14 protein-coding genes are annotated in these 18,547 nt (G+C 69.4%); 5 read left to right on the top strand and 9 right to left on the bottom strand.

Annotated elements, in window-relative coordinates; translation table 11 throughout:
• Positions 1–18: 18 nt before the first annotated feature.
• A complete protein-coding gene (locus AB0H86_RS40720) occupies positions 19–4,245 on the bottom strand; it encodes a caspase family protein (RefSeq protein WP_362450707.1) in 4,227 nt (1,408 codons plus the stop codon).
• A complete protein-coding gene (locus AB0H86_RS40715) occupies positions 4,238–5,038 on the bottom strand; it encodes a hypothetical protein (protein ID WP_362450705.1) in 801 nt (266 codons plus the stop codon). Before AB0H86_RS40715 ends, AB0H86_RS40720 begins: the two co-directional genes overlap by 8 nt.
• Before the next feature lie 420 nt (positions 5,039–5,458).
• Here AB0H86_RS40715 and AB0H86_RS40710 point away from each other — a divergent pair, with 420 nt between their 5' ends.
• The 5 genes from AB0H86_RS40710 (at position 5,459) to AB0H86_RS40690 (ending at position 10,718) form a co-directional block, all read left to right on the top strand.
• Positions 5,459–6,502 carry a LacI family DNA-binding transcriptional regulator gene (locus tag AB0H86_RS40710; protein ID WP_362450702.1) on the top strand — a complete coding sequence of 348 codons (1,044 nt, stop codon included), beginning with the start codon at positions 5,459–5,461 and terminating at the stop codon, positions 6,500–6,502.
• Between the two features lie 280 nt (positions 6,503–6,782).
• Positions 6,783–8,090: an ABC transporter substrate-binding protein gene (locus tag AB0H86_RS40705; protein ID WP_362450700.1), complete on the top strand. Its 1,308-nt coding sequence runs from the start codon at positions 6,783–6,785 to the stop codon at positions 8,088–8,090.
• Between the two features lies 1 nt (position 8,091).
• Positions 8,092–9,123: a sugar ABC transporter permease gene (locus AB0H86_RS40700; RefSeq protein WP_362450698.1), complete on the top strand. Its 1,032-nt coding sequence runs from the start codon at positions 8,092–8,094 to the stop codon at positions 9,121–9,123.
• Positions 9,113–9,985: a carbohydrate ABC transporter permease gene (locus AB0H86_RS40695; protein ID WP_362450695.1), complete on the top strand. Its 873-nt coding sequence runs from the start codon at positions 9,113–9,115 to the stop codon at positions 9,983–9,985. The genes AB0H86_RS40700 and AB0H86_RS40695 overlap by 11 nt, the downstream gene beginning before the upstream one ends.
• Positions 9,986–10,130: 145 nt before the next feature.
• Positions 10,131–10,718 carry a helix-turn-helix domain-containing protein gene (locus AB0H86_RS40690; protein WP_362450693.1) on the top strand — a complete coding sequence of 196 codons (588 nt, stop codon included), beginning with the start codon at positions 10,131–10,133 and terminating at the stop codon, positions 10,716–10,718.
• Between the two features lie 51 nt (positions 10,719–10,769).
• Here AB0H86_RS40690 and AB0H86_RS40685 read toward each other — a convergent pair whose 3' ends face one another.
• The 7 genes from AB0H86_RS40685 to AB0H86_RS40655 all read right to left on the bottom strand — a co-directional run bounded on the left by AB0H86_RS40685 (position 10,770) and on the right by AB0H86_RS40655 (position 18,530).
• Positions 10,770–11,999, bottom strand: a complete 1,230-nt coding sequence (locus AB0H86_RS40685) for a TerD family protein (RefSeq protein WP_362450812.1) — start codon at positions 11,997–11,999, stop codon at positions 10,770–10,772.
• Between the two features lie 352 nt (positions 12,000–12,351).
• Complete coding sequence (locus AB0H86_RS40680) at positions 12,352–13,341, bottom strand: zinc-dependent alcohol dehydrogenase family protein (protein ID WP_362450691.1); 990 nt, start codon at positions 13,339–13,341, stop codon at positions 12,352–12,354.
• Positions 13,338–14,189, bottom strand: coding sequence for a carbohydrate ABC transporter permease (locus AB0H86_RS40675; RefSeq protein WP_362450689.1), 852 nt, complete (start codon positions 14,187–14,189; stop codon positions 13,338–13,340). Before AB0H86_RS40675 ends, AB0H86_RS40680 begins: the two co-directional genes overlap by 4 nt.
• Entirely contained in the window at positions 14,186–15,124 is a 939-nt protein-coding gene (locus AB0H86_RS40670) for a sugar ABC transporter permease (RefSeq protein ID WP_362450687.1), read from the bottom strand. Before AB0H86_RS40670 ends, AB0H86_RS40675 begins: the two co-directional genes overlap by 4 nt.
• Complete coding sequence (locus AB0H86_RS40665; protein ID WP_362450685.1) at positions 15,121–16,494, bottom strand: sugar ABC transporter substrate-binding protein; 1,374 nt, start codon at positions 16,492–16,494, stop codon at positions 15,121–15,123. The genes AB0H86_RS40670 and AB0H86_RS40665 overlap by 4 nt, the downstream gene beginning before the upstream one ends.
• A gap of 120 nt (positions 16,495–16,614) precedes the next feature.
• On the bottom strand, positions 16,615–17,385 hold the full coding sequence (locus AB0H86_RS40660) for a DeoR/GlpR family DNA-binding transcription regulator (RefSeq protein ID WP_362450683.1): 771 nt from the start codon (positions 17,383–17,385) through the stop codon (positions 16,615–16,617).
• Positions 17,386–17,720: 335 nt separating this feature from the next.
• On the bottom strand, positions 17,721–18,530 hold the full coding sequence (locus AB0H86_RS40655) for an NAD(P)-dependent oxidoreductase (RefSeq protein ID WP_362450681.1): 810 nt from the start codon (positions 18,528–18,530) through the stop codon (positions 17,721–17,723).
• Positions 18,531–18,547 lie beyond the last annotated feature (17 nt).

The raw sequence follows: 18,547 nt of genomic DNA, 5'->3' as shown, positions 1-18,547 counted from the left end.
GGTTCGGTCCCGGTGTGCTCACCTCAGGGGGTCGGACTCGGCGGACGCGTACCGGTCTCCTGGCGCGAGGAGCAGGAGTCCCCGCCAGGTGCCCACCGCGACGGCTCCGGTCGAGGTCGGCTGGATCGCCATGACGCCACTTCCCGTCGGGATGGAATGCCTGAGGCGTCCCCAGCCGTGCCAGATCCTCACCAGGCCGTCGTCGCTCGCCGTGACCAGACAGTCGGCCGTGCCCCACCGGCCGATCGCGACGCACAGCACCTCCGAGTCGTGTGCGCGGAACGGTTCGCCCATGCGCGCTCTGGTGGTCAGGTCCCATCCGGCGACCATGCCGGCCGCGTCACCGGACACGACGATCGTCCTGCCGCCCAGCTCACCTGTCGCCAACGACCAGACGGCGGCCCCATGAGCCGCGAGCGGAGCGCCGACCGGTTGGCCGTCCCCCAGCCTCCAGGAGCGCAGGGTGCGGTCGGACGAGGCGGAAACGATCAACGACTCTCCGCCGACGACCACGGTTCGCACCGTGGTGATCGAGGCGGTGTGAGCGACGATCGGGTCACCCCACTCGGCGCCGGTCCACAGATCCCATCTGCGGAGCACACCGTCGTCCGCTCCGGCGACGACGACGTCGACCTCGCCGACGGCACCGGCCACGGCCGTGTTCACCCACCTGCCTTCGCCGAACAGGAGCGGCTCCCCGATGAGAGTGCCGCTCTCCGCGTCCCAGCGTCGTACACCGCCGTCACCCCCTGCGGAGAGGACGATCGAACGGCCGCGGCTCTGGTAGGACGTCATCTCGTTGACCCAGTCGTCATGACCGGGAGCGTTGTCCCCGACGGGTTCACCCGTCGTCAGTTCCCAGCGCCGCACGGTGCGGTCGGCTCCCGCGGTCAGGGCGACCGGGCGCCCTCCCGCCCGTCCGCAGGCGATCGCCGACACACCGCCCTCGTGGCAGGCGGCGGGCGCGTCGACCGCTGCGGCTGCCTCCGGCTCCCACTGCCGGATCGTCGAATCGGCACTGCCCGTCACGAGGCACGGGCGACCGTCCATCCGTCCGAGGAGAACCGAGGTCACCGTGCCGTCGTGGGTGAAGGACATGCCGGGTGATCCATCGGCGTACCACAGCCGTGCGTTGGTGTCGGAGCTGCCGGAGACGAACCGGCCTGGCTCGTCCGGGTCGGCGTGGAGAGCCATCACATGGGCGTTGTGCTCTGTCTGCGGTTCGCCCAGTGCCGAACCGTCGGCGAGATCCCAGTGCCGAACCGACCAGTCGTGTCCGGTGGACAGGATGACCGGGCGGCCCTCGGACCGGGTGATCGCGGCCGCCCGTACCGCCCCCTGATGCCCGGTCAGGGGTTCACCGAAGTCCGTCCCGGACGTCAGGTCCCAGCGTCGGACCGTGCCGTCCGCGCTGCCCGAGACGGCGACGATCCGGCCGCCGACCTTCCCTACGGCGACGCTGTGCACCGGGCCCTGGTGGCCCACCAGTGGCGGCCCCAGCGGCCTGCCTTGGACCAGGTCCCACTGGCGGACCGTGCCGTCCTCGCCCCCGGAGACGGCAACGCTGAGACCTCCCTCGGTGACGACGGCGACCGATCTCACCGGTCCTTGGTGGCCTGTCAGGGGCTCGCCCAAGGGAATGCCGTCCACCAGCTCCCACCGGCGGACCGTGCCGTCGTACCCGGCGGAGACGATCACCGGCTGATCCTCGACCGTCGCCGAGGCCACGCTCAGAACCGCACCGACATGGCCGGACAGCGGCTCTCCAAGAGGGCTTCCCCCGGCGAGGTCCCAACGCCGGACCAAGCCGTCCTCCCCGCCGGAGACCACGATCTGCTGCCCGTCGAACTCCGTCATGGCGAGTGTCCACACCGCGCCGTCATGACGGCCGATCAGCCGGTAGTGGTGACTGTGTTCCCACCGTGCCCACCGGGCCCGCCACGGTTGGCCGAGAGGCAGTCGTCCCAGCCCGTCCGCCAGGACCAGATCGCCGTCACAGCGAGCGGCCAGCTCCAGCAGGGCGGCGTTCTCGGCGAACCGACCGGAGGACAGGCGGTGCGCCGCGAGCTGGAAGGTACGGCTGATGCGGACGGCGTCATCGTCACTCACGGCGGACAGCACCTCCACCAGGCGATCGGGCGCGGCAGCGACGAGGAACAGGGGATCCCTCATCAGAGCATCAAGCCTGCCTGCCCGTGCTGCATAGGAGGCCAGGTGGTTCCTGGTGTGGAAATGAGCCATTCGCCAGTCCGGGCCCGGTATGCCGGCCGATCGTGGCACACGCTCGACGAGGACCCGCGCGATCCTGTGATCGGCGTCGAGACCGCGCGTCGACGCGCGCATGTGCTCCGCGAGGGCGTTGTGGAACAGCCGGTAGACCGATCGGCCGCCCTCCGCGCCTTCCGCGATGTAGGCGCCCGCGCTGCCGAGCAGCCACCGGATGTCGGTGTCCGTGTAGGGGACGCCCGAGATGGCGCTCGCGGCCGGCGCCCACAGGTCCTCCCACGGAAGTCCGGCCCCGCTCGCGTACGCCAGCGGCATGAGCAGATCACGTACGCGCTGTTCGTTGTCGCCGAACCTTTCCAGGTACTCGTCGAGCGCGTCCCCGACCGTGGCGGGGAACTGCGACCGCCAGTTTCTTCGGTTCACGTCCACGGGCTCGGCCGACGAGGCCAGGTAATGGGCGACGATCCGTGCGATCAGGAACGTGGGTCTGGCCCTGACGGCCACCGCGTCGGCCACCTGCCGGGCCAGCCTGGGCTTCCCCTGGTAGGGCGTCACCGTTCCGGGGGCGTCCGCGGCGAGCAGCGACTTCAGGACGTAGTCGGAGAGATCGGCGAACTCCAGGTACTCCGGGAGATCCAGGTCGATCGCGACATGACCACTGCCGAGCGAACGGAGGATCTCCCGGCGGGTGCCGACGATCAGACGCACGCCGGGTTGGTGGGCGGCGGCGAGCGGGGCGAGCAGTCTGCGTGCCACGGACTTGGGCGCGATGGCTTCGTCCAGGGCATCCAGCACGATGGTGACGGGGCGTTCACCGGCGAGCAGCGACTCCACGAAGACGGCCGGCTCCGCCGCGGGCAGGCCCGTGTCGGCGGCGATCGCCGCGATGATGTCGGACAGGGTCTTGTCACGGGCGACGATGGCCACGTCGACGCATCCGACGGGCGGGGCGGTGTCGTCGTCGGGCAGTTGATCGCGTGGCATCCGGGCCCGGTACAGCGGGTCGGAGAGAGTGAGCAGCCGCGCGAGGACCGCGGACTTCCCAGAGCCGGGACCACCCGTGACGATCCTCATCCTGGCGTCGTCCTGACCGGAGGTCAGCCAGGAGACAAGCTCGCGCAGGGCACGTGACCGGCCGGTGAAGTACCAGCCGGCCTGGCCCTCGACCTCGACTCCCCGGGCCCTTGGGCTCCAGTGGCCGATCAGGTCCTCACGGTCCAGAAGTCCGCGCTGTGTCTCGATGTCGATCCCGGCGGGAATCGCGGGGCGGTGGCGCGGGTTCGGCAGGAGTGGTGAGATGCCGCTGCTGTCCCCCATGGAGCCCCGTGCCCGCTGGCTCCTGCCGTCGAGGCTCAGGCGCTCGTTGACGGAGCCGACGAGGGCGTTCGGATCGAGGTACGGCTGGTGGACGCGTCCGTTCCGCGGATCCGCGACGGCTTGCGTGAGTGCCTGGGCGAAAGCGTGCTGAACGGCCTCTTCCTTGGGGCGCGTCGCGGCGATGTACCAGAGTCCCGATCCGGATGACTCCTGTGCGTACCGCGTACCGCTGATGCTCCGCATCGCCGCGACCAGATCCTCGGCCCCCGCGCCCGCGTAGCACGTGTCCAGGATGATCAACGCATGCCGCACGGGGCTGCCGGCGAACATCCGTACCAGGTCCTCGGTCGCCACCGCCGTCCCGACCAGGTTGTACGGCTTCGAGTCACGGGCGAGGAGATAGTGGCGGCGGTCGAGGCCGGTGGATCCGTGTCCCGAGTAGTAGAAGACGAGCACGTCGGAGGAGGTGCGCTCGGACGAGGCGAGCCAGTTGCTGAGCAGCTCCCGGAGCCGGCCGCTCGATGGGCTCTCGCCCAGTTCGGAAAGGATCCGCTGGTAACCGAGGTGCTCGCAGAACAGTGACGCCATCGACGCGACGTCATGCGCCACGGACAGCAGTTGCTCACCCGGTTCCAGGTGATCGTAGTGAGCGGTACCCGCGGACACGATGTAGCGCCGGTACAGGTCCTCGTGCTCAACCAAGGCAAGCAGCCAGGACGCCGTGCCCGGTTTCCCGCGCGGTGAGATACGGGGTGGCGTCGTGCGCGTTGGCGCCGTTGTGGACCAGCTCGTCCTGGACACCGGAGCCGAACCTGTGCGCGAGCCGCTTCTCCAGAGCGATCGGGTCGCCGGGATCGGCGACGTTGAGCCAGTGGCGAATCGACGGAGGCGGCGTCCCGCGCCCCTGTTCCGGGCGTGGAGTGAGGCGATCGAAGACCACGTGCGGAATTCCCAGGGGAGAACCCAGGGTGACCAGGGTGTGCACGGCCCATTCCGGATGTGCGCACAGCGCTTCGTACGCCACGACCGAACCCAGTGAATGACCGATCAATACACGCGTGTTCGACTCCACGCAGTCTGCGACGCGGTCCAGTACACGTCTTTTCACTTCCGCGTCGCACAGAAATGCCCGCACCTGTTTCAGGTCGGCGATCAGTGCCCGCTCGGCGATACCGGCGAAGAAACGGGAGGAACACAGTCGGCTCAGTGCGCGCTGTGCCACCAGAGGGGTCCTGGCTTTCGTCGGATGGCCGGTGGGGCGGTCCTCCAGGTGTGCCACCTCGTGCCACAGCAGGTCCAGGAGTTCGGCCTCGACCGTGTCGTCGACATCGGTCGCGTCGTACGGTGGATCACCCAGGGCCTTCCCTCCCACGGGCCGGAAGAGGTCGCCGTAGAAGGCGACTCGCAGGCTCAGCTTCTTGATCGCGGCTCGCGCGTCGGCCGCGCCGGAGAACGAGTCGGCGGAGCCGGAGAGGGAGTCGACTGCCGCCCCCATTCCGTCGGCCAGAGCGGGTTGCCACGTCCCATGTAATGCATGCGCGCCGGAATACTGCTGACCGATTCCGTGGACTCCTACGATGTGCGCCATAGCCCCGCCCGCAGCCTTATGATGTCCGCCCCTCCACCAAGGCGGATCTACCCGTGCGGGAAGGATAACGATCCTTCGACGCAACCGGAGAAAGTCTCGAATTCCTGTTACTCGGGCAGAGGTTCGTGATACGCGGCGCATGGTGAGCATCGAGTGGGAAGCTCGAATGGATGGTTCCGATTGTCGGGCTGTCCTCGTGGTGCGGAAAGCCGCGGTCAATACCTGGTTGGCCTCCGGTCGGGTGATGCGGGCGGTGGCCACACGGCCACCGAGCCGGGCACGAGCTGCGCCGCACACCGTGTTGCCCGGCCGGATACAGTGCACACCGTGTGGGCCGACAACCAGCAGCGGGAGCCGCGTACCGACGTGCCCGACGGCCCCCGCCGCCGGGCCACCATCCACGATGTCGCTCAGCTGGCGGGAGTGTCCCGTCAGACGGTCTCCCGCGCGGTCAACGACAAGGGCGAGATCGACCCGGCCACGAAGGAGCGGGTACTGGAGGCGGCACGCCTGCTGGACTACCGGCCCAGCCGGTTCGCGCGGGGGCTGGTGCGGAAGGGGACCGTGACGGCGGGTCTGGTGATCCCGGACCTGATGAACCCGTTCTTCCCCGAGGTGGCCGCCGGAGTGCTGGAGGCCGCCGAACAGCGTGGCTGGCAGGTCGTGGTGTGGGACTCCCGCACCGACGACGTCCGGGAGCGGGAGGCGCTCGACGTGCTGTCCCACCAGGCGGACGCGGTCGTGGGCTACTTCAAGAACCGGGACGACGTCCTCGCCCGGCATCTCGGCGGTGTGCCGCTGGTGCTGCTGGAGCGCGGCCCGCAGCAGACCCGGTTCGCGGCCGTGGGCATCGACGCCGCCGCCGGCCTGGAGAAGGGCATCGCCCATCTGGTCCGTGCGGGGCACCGCAGGATCGGCATGCTGGACGGCGTTCGGCTCGACGCCCGCGGCCCCCGGCGGGAGGCCTTTGTGGCCGAGATCCGACGGCACGGGCTGCCCGTCGACGACGACTGGATCGTGATGTGCCCCGAGCACAGCGTGACCGGCGGCGAGGCCGGGATGGAGCAACTCCTGGACGCGCGGCCCGAGATGACCGCGGTCTTCGGGTTCAACGACCTGATCGCCGTCGGCGCGATGCGCGCCGCCCGTCGCCGTGGCCGTCGGATTCCCGAGGACCTGGCCGTGATGGGCTTCGACGGCCTCTCGCTGGGGGAACTGGTGGAGCCCGCGCTGACCACCCTGCATCTCGACAAGCGTCAGTTGGGACGCCTGGCCGTCGAGCAGGTGGCCCGGCTGCGGGCCGGCGAGGAGCCGCTCGGCGACGCGGACGCCTGGGTGATTCCCGAGCTGGTGGTACGGGGTTCCGCCTGACGTCGCCGGGCCATTGAACCTGACGTCGCCGGGCCATTGAAGGTGTGTCAGCAGATTGCCGTGTGAGGTCCCTTGACACTGGTTTTCGGCCGCGCTGATACTCAACGGCAACGTTCACGTGAACGTTCACGGCCTCCCAAGAACCCCCAAGTCGCTGTCGGCCCCGAGCCCGGAACCACCGGTCGACATCGTTGTCTTCGTTTGTCCCCCCACCCCGCAGACGGGCCCGCGGCAGCGCCCTGCCCCGGTCGAGCCGTGCCCGGAAAGTGAGTGCACGCCGATGGAACACCGAACGATCTCCCGCAGACGTCTGCTGGGGGCCTCCCTCGGCGGTGTCGGCGGAGCCCTGTTGGGCCTGTCGGGATGCGGGGTGGACGACGGCTCGGCCTCCGCGGGCACCGACCATCTGAGCCTCTGGTACTGGAAGGGCTCGCTGAGCGACAAACTGCTCGCCACCGCCAGGCGTGCCGTACCCGGCGTGCCGGGGCTGAGGGTGAAGGGCTCCCAGATCCCCGACGGCGAGATCGACTCGAAGGTGCGCACCAGCCTCGCCGCCCGTGCCTATGTGCCGGACCTGACGGTCGTGAACAACGACAACCTCGCCACGTTCTTCCCCGACGAGAACGAGTTCCTCGACCTGCGGACGCTGGGTGCGGAAGCCGTCCGCGACCAGTACCTCGACTGGAAGTGGAAGGCCTGCTTCACCCCGTCGGGCCGGATGATCGGCTTCCCTCTCGACGCCGGCCCCACCGCGCTCTACTACCGCGGGGACCTCTTCCGGAGGGCCGGACTGCCCGACGACCCGAAGGAGGTCGCCGCGGAGATCGACACCTGGGAGAAGTACCTCGCCGCCGGGCGGACGCTCCGGACGAAGGGCCCCGGCAAGCCGTATCTGGTGAGCAACGTCGGCAACGTCTTCCAACAGGTCCTGCTCCAGAGCCCCAAGCAGTTCGTGGACGCCGACAACCGCTTCATCGGCGACCAGCCCCACATCCGGCACGCCTGGGACCTGTCCGTGGAGATGCTCCGCCAGGGGATCAGCGCCAGGATCACGGACGGCACGCCCGACTACAACGCGGCCATGAGCGGGGGCCGGGTCGCCTCGATGACCACGGCGGTGTGGGCCATCAACGGCCTGAAGGACACCGCGCCGAAGACGTCCGGGGCCTGGCGGCTGACCACCATGCCGGACGGCCCCGCCAACTACGGCGGTTCGTACGTAACCCTGACCCGCTACTGCCGCGACCCGGAGGCCGCCTTCGCCTTCCTGAAGTGGCTGCTCGGCCCGGCGAACCAGCTCAAGAGCTACCAGGAGATGGCCCTGTTCCCCACCACTCCGGCCGCCTACGCCGACCCCGCGATGCATACGCCCGACCCCTTCTTCGGCGGTCAGCAGCCCATCGACGTCTTCGGCCCGGCCGCCCAGAGGGCACCGGTCGTCTACTTCAGTCCGTACGAGGAGACCGCCAACACCCCGTTCTTCCAGGAGCTGACCAACGTGGAATCGCTCGGCAAGAAACCCGACAGGGCCTGGCGGGACGCGGTGAACACCGCCGAGACCACGCTGTCCCGGCTGGGGGTGAGCTGACGTGACCACAGTCGCCGACCCGGCGGATGCCGGTGCCCCCGCGGCCGACCGCGGAGAGCGGGCGGACGGTCGCGGCTCCCGCTCCAGCGCCCCGGGCGGACGCCGACGCCATGTCGGGCCGCTCCTCGCCATCTCCCCGTTCTATGTGCTGTTCGCCGTCTTCGGCGCCTTCCCGGTGGTCTTCTCCCTGTACCTGTCCTTCCAGGACTGGGACGGCATCGGAGACATGCGCTTCGTCGGCCTCAAGCAGTACGGCTGGCTGCTCGAGGACTCGGTGTTCTGGCACTCGGTGCTCAACACCTTCGAGATCTGGTTCCTGTCCACGGTGCCGATGCTGTTCCTGGCCCTGGTGCTCGCGTTCCTGCTGCACTCGCAGGTCCGGTTCACCGGCGCGTACCGGGTGGCGTACTTCATCCCCAACGTCACCTCGATGGTCGCCATGACCGTCGTCTTCGGCTCGGTCTTCGCCCAGACGGGCCTCGCCAACTCGGCACTGAGGCTGGTCGGGCTGGACGGTGTCGGCTGGCTGTCCTCCGAGTGGGGGATCAAGTCGTCCCTCTCCATCATGATCATCTGGCGGTGGGTGGGTTACAACGCCCTGATCTTCCTGGCGGGGCTCCAGGCCATTCCCACCGAGCACTTCGAGGCCGCCCGGGTCGACGGCGCGAACAGCTGGCAGACCCTCTTCCGGGTCGTGCTGCCGCAGCTGCGGCCGGTGGTCCTCTTCGCCGCCGTCACGTCCACCATCAACGGCCTGCAGATCTTCACCGAGTCCCAGGTGCTCTTCCAGTCGACCGACGTCGGAACCACGGGCGGACCCGGCCAGGAGGGTATGACCATCGTGCTCTATCTGTGGCAGAAGGCCTTCAAGGACCACCAGTTCGGCTACGGGGCCGCGATGGGCTGGCTCCTCTTCGCGATCATCGCGGTCTTCACCCTCATCAACTGGCGGCTGGTCTCCGGCTCCGACCGCGAGGACCGCGGCGGCATCAGGTCACTGCTGCGACGCAAGGGAGCCCGCAATGGCCGCTGACGAGAGAACGACCGGCAGCGCGGGCCTCGCCATCGGCTCCGGCAGCATGCTCACCCGGGTCTGTGTCCGGGGCGTGCTGCTGCTCGGTGTGCTGATCTCGCTGTTCCCCTTCTACTGGCTGGTGGTGATGGCCTCCGGCACCACCCAGGACATCTACCGCTACCCGCCCAAGCTGGTACCCGGACCGCATCTCCTGGGCAACATGCGGCGGGTGCTCGACACCGTCGACTTCTTCGGCTCGCTGCTCAACACCGTCGTCGCCGCGGTGCTCGGGACCGCGCTCGTGCTGTTCTTCGACTCGTTGGCCGCGTTCGCCTTCGCCAAGTACGAGTTCCCGGCCAAGAAGTTCCTCTTCGGCACGCTGCTGGTCACGTACATGATTCCCGCGCAGCTCTCCCTGGTGCCGCAGTTCGTCACCATGGCCGAGTTCGGCTGGGCCGGTTCACTGAAGGCGCTGATCATTCCCGGTGCGGCCAACGCCTTCGGCATCTTCTGGATGCGCCAGTACGCCCAGAACTCGCTGCCCGACGAGCTGCTGGACGCCGGGCGGATCGACGGCGCCGGCTTCTTCCGGCTGTACTGGCAGGTCGCGATGCCGCTGTTTCGGCCGGCCCTCGCCTTCCTCGGCATCTTCACGTTCATCAGCATCTGGAACGACTACATCTGGCCGCTGGTCGTCATGATCGACCCCGACAAGGTCACCCTCCAGGTCGCTCTGGCGAACCTCAACGTCCTGTACAACACCGACTACTCCCTGGTGATGGCCGGGGCCCTGATGAGCGTCATCCCGCTGATCATCGTCTTCCTGCTCGGGGCACGGCACTTCCTGCGGGACCTCGCGGCGGGGGCGACGAAGATGTGACCGCCTCTTCCCTCGTCCACGATCACGTCGGCCTTCGAGACCACCGCCGGTGGTCTCGAAGGCCGACGTCGTCGCCATGGGGTCTGGACCGGTTCGGTGCTCGGTAGGGTACGGAGGAGGTCCCCGGTCGCGAGGGAGTTACTGGATGACGCAGGTCAGGCCCATGCGCGCGGACGCTCGGCGTAACTACGAGCGGTTGCTGGAGGTGGCCGCGGAGGCCTTCGCCGAGCATGGGGAAGGCGCGTCCCTCGACGACATCGCCAAGCGGGCGGGTGTCGGATCCGGCACGCTGTACCGGCACTTCCCCACGCGTCAGGCGCTGCTTGAGGCGGCGTACGTCGACCGGGTCGAGGCGATCGCGGCGCGCGCGGACGAGATCGCGGGGCGGCTGCCGCCGGGCGATGCGCTGGTGGAGTGGCTGAACGAACTCGGCGTGGGGATGATCCAGGTCCGCGGGCTGAAGGCGCTGCTGGGGTCGGCCGTCACGGACGGCAGTTCGGCCGCGGCCACGGTGTGCGCCGACGAGATGAGGGCGGCCGCGACGCGGCTGGTGCGGGCGGCGCAGCGGGAGGGGACCCTGCGAGCAGACGTCGAACCGATCGACGTGCTGCGGCTCGCGCACGGAGTCGCCACGGCGTCGGAGCTGGCGGACGGGCAGGGGAGAGCCATCCGGCGGTACGTGTCATTGCTGACGGAAGGCCTGAGACCGGCGACGGCGGACGAGGAGAGCTGAACGCCGGGCGCGCCCCCTGCGACGGGGGCGCCCCGGTGGTCGTAGCGGTTGTTACAGCGCCTGGGCCGCCGGCTTCACCATGCCCCGTACCGTGCGGGACTTCACGAAGTCGCCCATCGCCGTCATGTCCCACTCGCCGGAGAACTGGCGGACCAGCTTCGCCATCATCACGCCGGTCTGTGCTTCGGCGTTGGTGAGGTCGAAGCGGACGAGTTCCTCGCCGGTCGCGGCGTCCAGGAGCCTGCAGTACGCCTTGGCGACCTCGGTGAACTTCTGGCCGGAGAAGGAGTTGACCGTGAAGACCAGGCCGGTGACCTCCTGCGGGATTCGGCCGAGGTCGACGACGATCACCTCGTCGTCGCCGCCGCCCTCTCCGGTGAGGTTGTCGCCGGAGTGCTTGATCGCGCCGCCGACGATGGACAGCTTGCCGAAGTAGCAGCTGTCGACGTGGTTGCGCTGCGGGCCGTACGCGATGACCGAGGCGTCCAGGTCGATGTCCTTGCCGCGGTACGCCGGTTCCCAGCCGAGGCCCATCTTGACCTGGGACAGCAGCGGGCGGCCGCCCTTGACCAGGGAGACGGTCTGGTTCTTCTGGAGGCTGACCCGGCCCTTGTCGAGGTTGATCTTTCCGGTACCGGGGACGGGGGCGGGCGGGGCCGGGGGAGCGGCGGGGGCCGGGGGTGCGGAGACCCGCGGGTCGAGCGGCGGGGCCGGCGGCGCCACCGGCGGCTGCGTGGCCGGCGGCGGAGGAGTCACCGGCTGCGCGGGAGCGGCGACCGGGGCCGCGGGCTCCTCCACGGAGACGCCGAAGTCGGTGGCGATGCCGGCCAGGCCGTTGGAGTAGCCCTGGCCTACGGCGCGGGCCTTCCAGGCGCCGTTGCGGAGGTAGACCTCCACGATCACCAGGGCCGTCTCGGTGCCCAGCTGCGGGGGCGTGAACGTGGCCAGGACGCTGTTGTCGTCCGCGTTGCGGATGGTGGCCGTCGGTTCGATGCCCTGGAAGGTCTGGCCGGCCGCGTCCGGGCTGGCGGTGACGACGATCTTCTCGATGCCCGGGGGAACGGCGGAGGTGTCGACGGTGATCGCGTCCGGGGCCGTGCCACCGCCCGAGCGGTAGGTCACGCCGGGGCCGGTGGGTTGGTTGTAGAAGATGAAGTCGTCGTCGGAGCGCACCTTGCCATCGGCGGTGAGCAGCAGGCCCGATACGTCGAGCCGCACCGGGGCGGCGACGTCCACCGTCACGCGGGCGGCGGAGAGGGGGATGTTCGAGCCGGGGGTCATAGCTGTCATGACCGTTTGAACGAGCGAGGGCGTTTTACCGTTCCCTTACCCGAGGGCCAATCGGGTACAGACCCGTCACCCCGGGAGCCGAGCCCACGGGGGACGGATCGAGGACCACGCCTCGGAACACCCGTTTTTCCATCCGTCCACGGAGCGCCCGACGCCGCTTTCGCCGCTCTGTGGCCGGCGATGGCGGCATCGGCCCTCGCCTATGCGGCAGGACGGCGCACCCGTTCCTGGCCCCGGTGGGCCGGTCCGGCGTTCGCCGCCGTGGGTGCCGCGCTGTACGGCACGCTGCCGCTGTGACCGCCTGCCCGACGGCCGTACCGTCGGGCAGGCCCAGCACCGTCCGCTACGGCACCACCACGATCTTCCGCCCGACCCCCGCCTTGAACTGGTCCAGTGCCTCCGGGTAGCGGTCCAGGGGGATGCGGTCGCTGATGAAGACCTCCGGGTCCAGGACACCGCCCGCGAACAGCTCCGCCGCCCGCTCGAAGCTGTGCAGGACCGCCATCGAGCCGGTGATCGTGATCTCCTGGTTGTAGATGCGGTACGGGTCGATCGTCACGCGGGTCGCGTAGTCGGCGACGCCGAACTGGAGGAAGGTGCCCGCCTTCGCCACCCGGTCCAGGCCGTCCTGGATCGCCGCCGCGTTGCCGGTCGCGTCGATCACCACGTCCCAGCCCTGCGGCCGGTCGAGTTCGTCGGCGCCGGTCGCCGAGGACGACACTCCGAGCAACCGGGCCGTGGTCAGGCGCTGTTCGTTGATGTCCACCATGTCCACGCTCGCCGCCCCGGTCCGCTTGGCGAGCTCCAGCATCATCAGGCCCATCGTCCCGGAGCCGTAGATCAGGACGTGTGCGCCGAGGCGGGACTGGAGCACGTCGTAGCCGCGCACCGCGCAGGACAGGGGTTCCACGAGGGCCGCGTCCTGGGTGCGTATGTGCTCCGGCAGCTTCACGCAGTTGGCGACCGGCGCGACCGCGTACTGGGCGGCGCCTCCCGCCGTCGTCACGCCGATCGCGGCCCAGCGTTCGCAGAGGTTGTTGTGGCCCGCACGGCAGTACCGGCACTCGTAGCAGTAGAGCGAGGGGTCCACCGCGACCCGGTCGCCCACCGAGACCTCGGTGACCTGGGTGCCGACCCCGACCACCTCGCCCGCGAACTCGTGCCCGGGCACGATCGGCAGCTTCGGTGCGAACTCGCCCTGAAGGATGTGCAGATCGGTGCCGCACAGACCGCAGGCCGCGACCTCGACGACGACCTCGCGGGGGCCCGGTGTCGGGTCCGGGACTTCGGAGACGACAGCCTTGCCCACGGACTCGATGACGGCGGCCTTCATTTCACGGCTCCCAACGACAGGCCCTGGACCAGCTTGTCCTGGGCGGCGAACCCCGCGGCGAGCACCGGCAGGGAGATCACGAGCGACGCGGCGCACACCTTCGCCAGGAACAGGCCCTGGCTGGTGATGAAGCCGGTCAGGAAGACGGGGGCCGTCTCGGCCGCCACGCCGGTCAGCACCCGGGCGAAGAGCAGTTCGTTCCAGCTGAAGATGAAGCAGATCAGCGCGGTCGCGGCGATTCCCGGGAGGGCGATGGGGGCCACCACGCGCGCCAGGATCGTCGGCAGGCGCGCCCCGTCCACCTTCGCCGCCTCGATCACCGCCACCGGGACCTCCGCGAGGAAGGACTGCATCATCCACACCGCGATCGGCAGGTTCATGGAGGTGTAGAGGATGACCAGCAGCCATATGTTGTCGAGCATGTCGGTGTTCTTGGCGAACAGGTAGATGGGCAGGAGGCCCGCCACCGCCGGCAGCATCTTCGTGGACAGGAAGAAGAACAGGACGTCCGTCCACTTCTTCACCGGCCGGATCGACAGCGCGTACGCCGCCGGGAAGGCCAGGAGGAGGACGAACAGCGTCGACGTCAGCGAGGCCACCGTCGAGTTGATGAGCGCCGGCCAGGGGCTCGCGCCGCCGCCCGTGCCGAAGAACTCGCGGTAGCCGTCAAGGGTGAAGGCGGCCCCGAAGGAGGGCGGATTGGTTGCCGCGTCCTGCTCCGAGTGGAAGGACGTCAGGGCCATCCACGCGATGGGGAGGAAGAAGACGATCCCCAGCAGCCAGGCCACCAGGCCGAGGCCCGCTCCCTTGCTGCGGCCACTGCGCGGTCGTACGGCGATGTCGCTCATGCCCGACCCACCTCCTCGCGGAACAGGGACGACACCACGCGCAGGGCGAAGGTCGCGATGATGATCGAGCCGATGACCACCAGGACGCCGGCGGCCGACGCGAGGCCGTTCTCGTGGGCCTGGTAGAAGCTCTGGTAGACGGTGTAGGGAAGGTTGGCGGTGCCCAGGCCGCCGGACGTGATCGTGAAGACCGCGTCGAAGTTCTGGACGATGTAGATCGAGCCCAGGAGCCCCCCGAGTTCGAGGTAGCGGCGCAGGTGCGGGAGCGTCAGATACCGGAAGATCTGCCAGTCGCTCGCACCGTCGACCCTCGCCGCCTCCATCTGCTGCTGGTCGCGGCTCTGCAAGCCGGCCAGCAGGATCAGCATCATGAACGGGGTCCACTGCCAGACGAGGGAGGCCTCGACCGCGAGCAGCGGGGTGTTGGAGATCCAGTCCGGCTGTGGACCGCCCACATAGTGCAACAACCCATTGAACAGGCCGTATTCAGGGTTGTACAGCACATGCTTCCAGAGCAGGGCCGCCGCCACCGGGACCACCAGGAAGGGGGCGATGAGGAGCGTGCGGACCACGCCCCGGCCGCGGAACTTCCGGTCGAGCAGCAGCGCCAGGGCCAGTCCCAGGACCAGGCTGGCCAGGACCACCGCGGCCGTCAGCAGGACCGTCGTCCACACGGACTGGCGCAGATCGGCGTCGGTCAGCACCTGCTGGTAGTTGTCGAGGCCGGTGAAGTGGCGGGCCTTGGGATAGAGGGCGTTCCAGTCGAAGAAGGAGATCACCAGCGTGGCCACGAACGGGAGTTGGGTGACCACGATCATGAAGACCAGGGCGGGGAGCAGGGGGGCGCGGGTGGCCCAGGCACGCAGGCGGGCGGAGGGCTGCCGCAGGGTGGGTACGGAAGCGGTGGCTGTCGGAACTGTTGCGGTAGCGGTCATCGTCCCTCGTACTCCTCGGAGATCCGCTCGGCGAGCTGCTGGGACTTCTTCAGGGCCGACTCGACGGACTGGCGTCCGGCGATGGCCGCGCTGATCTCCTGGGAGACCTTGGTGCCGAGATCGGTGAACTCGGGGATGCCGACGAACTGGATGCCGGGCGCGGGGCGCGGCTGTACGCCGGGGTCGTTGGGCTTGGCGCCCTCGATGGCCTCCTTGGTCATCTCCTGGAAGGCGGCCGCCTCCTTGACGTAGGCGGGGTTCGTGTACGTCGACGCGCGCTTGCCGGCCGGGACGTTGGACCAGCCGATCTGGTCGCCGACCAGCTGCTCGTACTGCTTGCTGGACGCCCAGGAGACGAACTTCCAGGCCTTGTCGGAGTTGCGCGACGCGTCCTGGATGCCCCAGGCCCAGGTGTAGAGCCAGCCGGCGGACTCGGTCTTCTCGACGGGGGCGGGGGCGTAGCCGAGCTTGCCCTTGACGGGGGAGTTCGCCGCCTCCAGGGATCCGGCCGCGGAGGTGGCGTCGTACCACATGGCGACCTTGCTCTGGGTCATGTTGTTCAGGCACTCGGCGAAGCCGGACTGGGCGGCGCCGGACTCGCCGTGCTCTCGGACCAGGTCGACGTAGAACTTCACCGCCTTCTCGAACTCGGGGGAGTCGAGCCGCGCCTTCCAGCCCTTGTCGAACCAGGTGCCGCCGAAGGTGTTCACCACCGTGGTCAGGGGTGCCATGACCTCGCCCCAGCCCGGCAGGCCGCGCAGGCAGATGCCCTTCATGCCGGGCTCGGCCCCGTCGACCTTCGCGGCCAGGTCGGCCACCTGGGTCCAGGTCGGGTGCGCGGGCATCGTCAGGCCCTTCTCCGCGAGGATGTCCTTGCGGTACATCAGGAAGGACGACTCGCCGTAGAAGGGCTGGCCGTAGAGCTTGCCGTCGTCGCCGGTCAGTGACTGGCGCATGGGCTTGAGCACGTCCTGTTCGTCGTACGCCGGGTCCTTGGCGACGTAGGAGTCCATCTCGTGCAGCCAGCCGTTGCGGGCGTAGATCGGTATCTCGTAGTTGGAGAGGGTGGCGACGTCGTACTGGCCGGCCTGGTTGGCGAAGTCCTGGCTGATCTTGTCGCGGACGTCGTTCTCGGGCAGGACGGTGAAGTTGACCTTGATGCCGGTCTCTTTGGTGAAGTGCGCGGCGGTGAGCTTCTGCAGCTCGGTCATCTGCGGGTTGTTGACCATCAGGACGTTGATGGAGTTGCCGCCTGACCCGGACCCGCCCGCCCCGACCCAGCAGCCGGAGAGCAGCGGGGCGAGCAGCGTCCCTACGGCGGCCATGGCGAGCGTGGCTCGCGGGGGCCGTCGTCGGCTCTGGGTTCGCATGGATCGCTCCTGGACGTATGAGGAGATGGGGGAGATGAAGGAGAGGGAGAAGAGGGGTGCATCGGGAGATAAGGGGCGCTGTCCGGTAAAGGGGTGCCCTGCGTAGGGTGGGGTGGATTGTCAGACGCGGATGACCTGTGGTCCCAGCAGCGAGTAGCGGTGGGCCTCGGCCGTCGGGAGCAGGGTGCTCGTCACGATCGCCTCCAGGCTGCCGATCTCGGCGAACCGGCAGAAGCTGACCGCTCCGAACTTGGTGTGGACGCCCGCGAACACCGTGCGGCGCGCGGCCCGGATGGCCTGCGCCTTGACCTCGCTGACCGCTGGGTCCGGCGTGGTCAGTCCGTGTTCGCGGGAGATGCCGTTGGCGCCGATGTAGGCGAGGTCGACGACGAAGCCGGCCAGCATCTTCGTCGTCCAGTGATCGACCGTGGCGAGGGTGCCGGAGCGGACCCGGCCGCCCAGCAGCAGGACGGAGGTGTTCTCGGTCTCGGCGAGCGCGCCGGCGACCGGCAGGGACGCGGTGACCACGGTCAGCGGCCGGTCCCGGGGCAGTGCCTCGGCGATGAGCTGCGGGGTGAAGCCCTCGTCGACGAAGACCGTCTCCGCGTCCGCGAGCAACTCGGCCGCGGCGGCCGCGATCCGGCGCTTCTCGGGAACGTGACTGGTGGCGCGGAAGGCGAGCGTCGTCTCGAAGCCGGCGCTCTCCACGGGATAGGCCCCGCCGTGGGTGCGGCGGACCAGGCCGTGGTCCTCCAGGGCGCGCAGATCCCGCCGTACGGTCTCCTTGGCCACGCCCAACTCGTCGGCGAGCGCGGTGACGTCGACCGAACCGGTGGTGCGGGCGACCCGGACGATCTCCCGCTGGCGTTCTTCCGCCGTTCTCGTGTGCATGGCCGTCACCCGCTTCCGTGCCTGCGTGCCCGTTCGGGCCCGGTGGGGCCCATGGGGGAAGTTCTACAGCGGGTGCGCGGCACTGACCAGGCCTGTTGCGGACTCGATGCTGCCCGTGTGTGCCCGTTCACGGGGTGCCATGACCGTCTCGGACCTGCGGGGCAGGGGTCTCAGGCGGGCGATCGGGCAGCGCGGATGCCCGGATGCGGCGGCGGGCGGGCCCGTTCGGTGCCCGCCCGCCGCCGCGAACGATGATTTTGCGCCGTGTCGGTGCGGCTGGTCCGCCAGTGCGGTCGCCTTGTCCGTGCGGCCGGTCCGTCAGTGCGGTCGCCTTGTCAGTACGGCCAGATCGGCGGGTCGCTGACGAAGTGGCCGCCCAGGTAGGCGTGGCCCACGTTCTCCGGGTCCAGTTCGCCCTGCTCGGCGATCAGCTTCTCGGCGTACGGCTCGGAGTCGTCCCGCGGTTCGTAGCCGAGGGCCCGCGCGGTGCTCAGGTCCCACCACAGGCGGGTGTTGGCGGAGGAGCCGTAGACGACGGTGTGCCCGACGTTCTCGGCGGTCAGGGCCGCGTGGAAGAGGCGGGCGCCGTCGGCCGGGCTCATCCACAGCGACAGCATGCGCACGCTGGTCGGCTCGGGGAAGCAGGAGCCGATGCGGACGGAGACGGTCTCGATGCCGTGCTTGTCCCAGTAGAACTGCGCGAGGTCCTCGCCGAAGGACTTGGACAGGCCGTAGAAGGTGTCCGGGCGGCGCGGGGCGTCGATGGGGATGAGGGGGTCGTCGCCCTGGGGGCGCGGGGTGAAGCCGACCGCGTGGTTGGAGGAGGCGAAGACGATGCGCTTCACGCCCTCCTCACGGGCGGCCTCGTACAGGTTGTACGTGCCCTCGATGTTCGCCGCGAGGATCTTCTCGAACGGGGCTTCCAGGGAGATGCCCGCGAGGTGGATGATCGCGTCGACGCCCCGCACCGCCTCCCGCACGGCGTCCTTGTCGGCGAGGTCCGCGGTGACGGCGTCCGGGTCGCCCTCGATCGGGCGCACGTCGAGCAGGCGCAGTTCGTAGGCGAAGGCCGGGAGCAGGTTCCGCATCAGGGTGCCGAGCCCGCCGGCGGCGCCGGTGAGCAGAACGGTGCGGGGAGCGGGCATCCTCGGGTCTCCTTGAG

Source organism: Streptomyces sp. NPDC050997 (assembly GCF_040660135.1).
GTDB lineage: Bacteria > Actinomycetota > Actinomycetes > Streptomycetales > Streptomycetaceae > Streptomyces.
This window is presented reverse-complemented; position numbering and strand designations above follow the sequence as displayed.

Bases quoted from the DNA above. Each gene is read 5' to 3' on its own strand.
- AB0H86_RS40715 (WP_362450705.1), bottom strand. From the start codon at position 5,038: ATGGGGGCGGCAGTCGACTCCCTCTCCGGCTCCGCCGACTCGTTCTCC.
- AB0H86_RS40705 (WP_362450700.1), top strand. From the start codon at position 6,783: ATGGAACACCGAACGATCTCCCGCAGACGTCTGCTGGGGGCCTCCCTC.
- AB0H86_RS40695 (WP_362450695.1), top strand. From the start codon at position 9,113: ATGGCCGCTGACGAGAGAACGACCGGCAGCGCGGGCCTCGCCATCGGC.
- AB0H86_RS40690 (WP_362450693.1), top strand. From the start codon at position 10,131: ATGACGCAGGTCAGGCCCATGCGCGCGGACGCTCGGCGTAACTACGAG.
- AB0H86_RS40685 (WP_362450812.1), bottom strand. From the start codon at position 11,999: ATGACCCCCGGCTCGAACATCCCCCTCTCCGCCGCCCGCGTGACGGTG.
- AB0H86_RS40680 (WP_362450691.1), bottom strand. From the start codon at position 13,341: ATGAAGGCCGCCGTCATCGAGTCCGTGGGCAAGGCTGTCGTCTCCGAA.
- AB0H86_RS40675 (WP_362450689.1), bottom strand. From the start codon at position 14,189: ATGAGCGACATCGCCGTACGACCGCGCAGTGGCCGCAGCAAGGGAGCG.
- AB0H86_RS40670 (WP_362450687.1), bottom strand. From the start codon at position 15,124: ATGACCGCTACCGCAACAGTTCCGACAGCCACCGCTTCCGTACCCACC.
- AB0H86_RS40665 (WP_362450685.1), bottom strand. From the start codon at position 16,494: ATGCGAACCCAGAGCCGACGACGGCCCCCGCGAGCCACGCTCGCCATG.
- AB0H86_RS40660 (WP_362450683.1), bottom strand. From the start codon at position 17,385: ATGCACACGAGAACGGCGGAAGAACGCCAGCGGGAGATCGTCCGGGTC.
- AB0H86_RS40655 (WP_362450681.1), bottom strand. From the start codon at position 18,530: ATGCCCGCTCCCCGCACCGTTCTGCTCACCGGCGCCGCCGGCGGGCTC.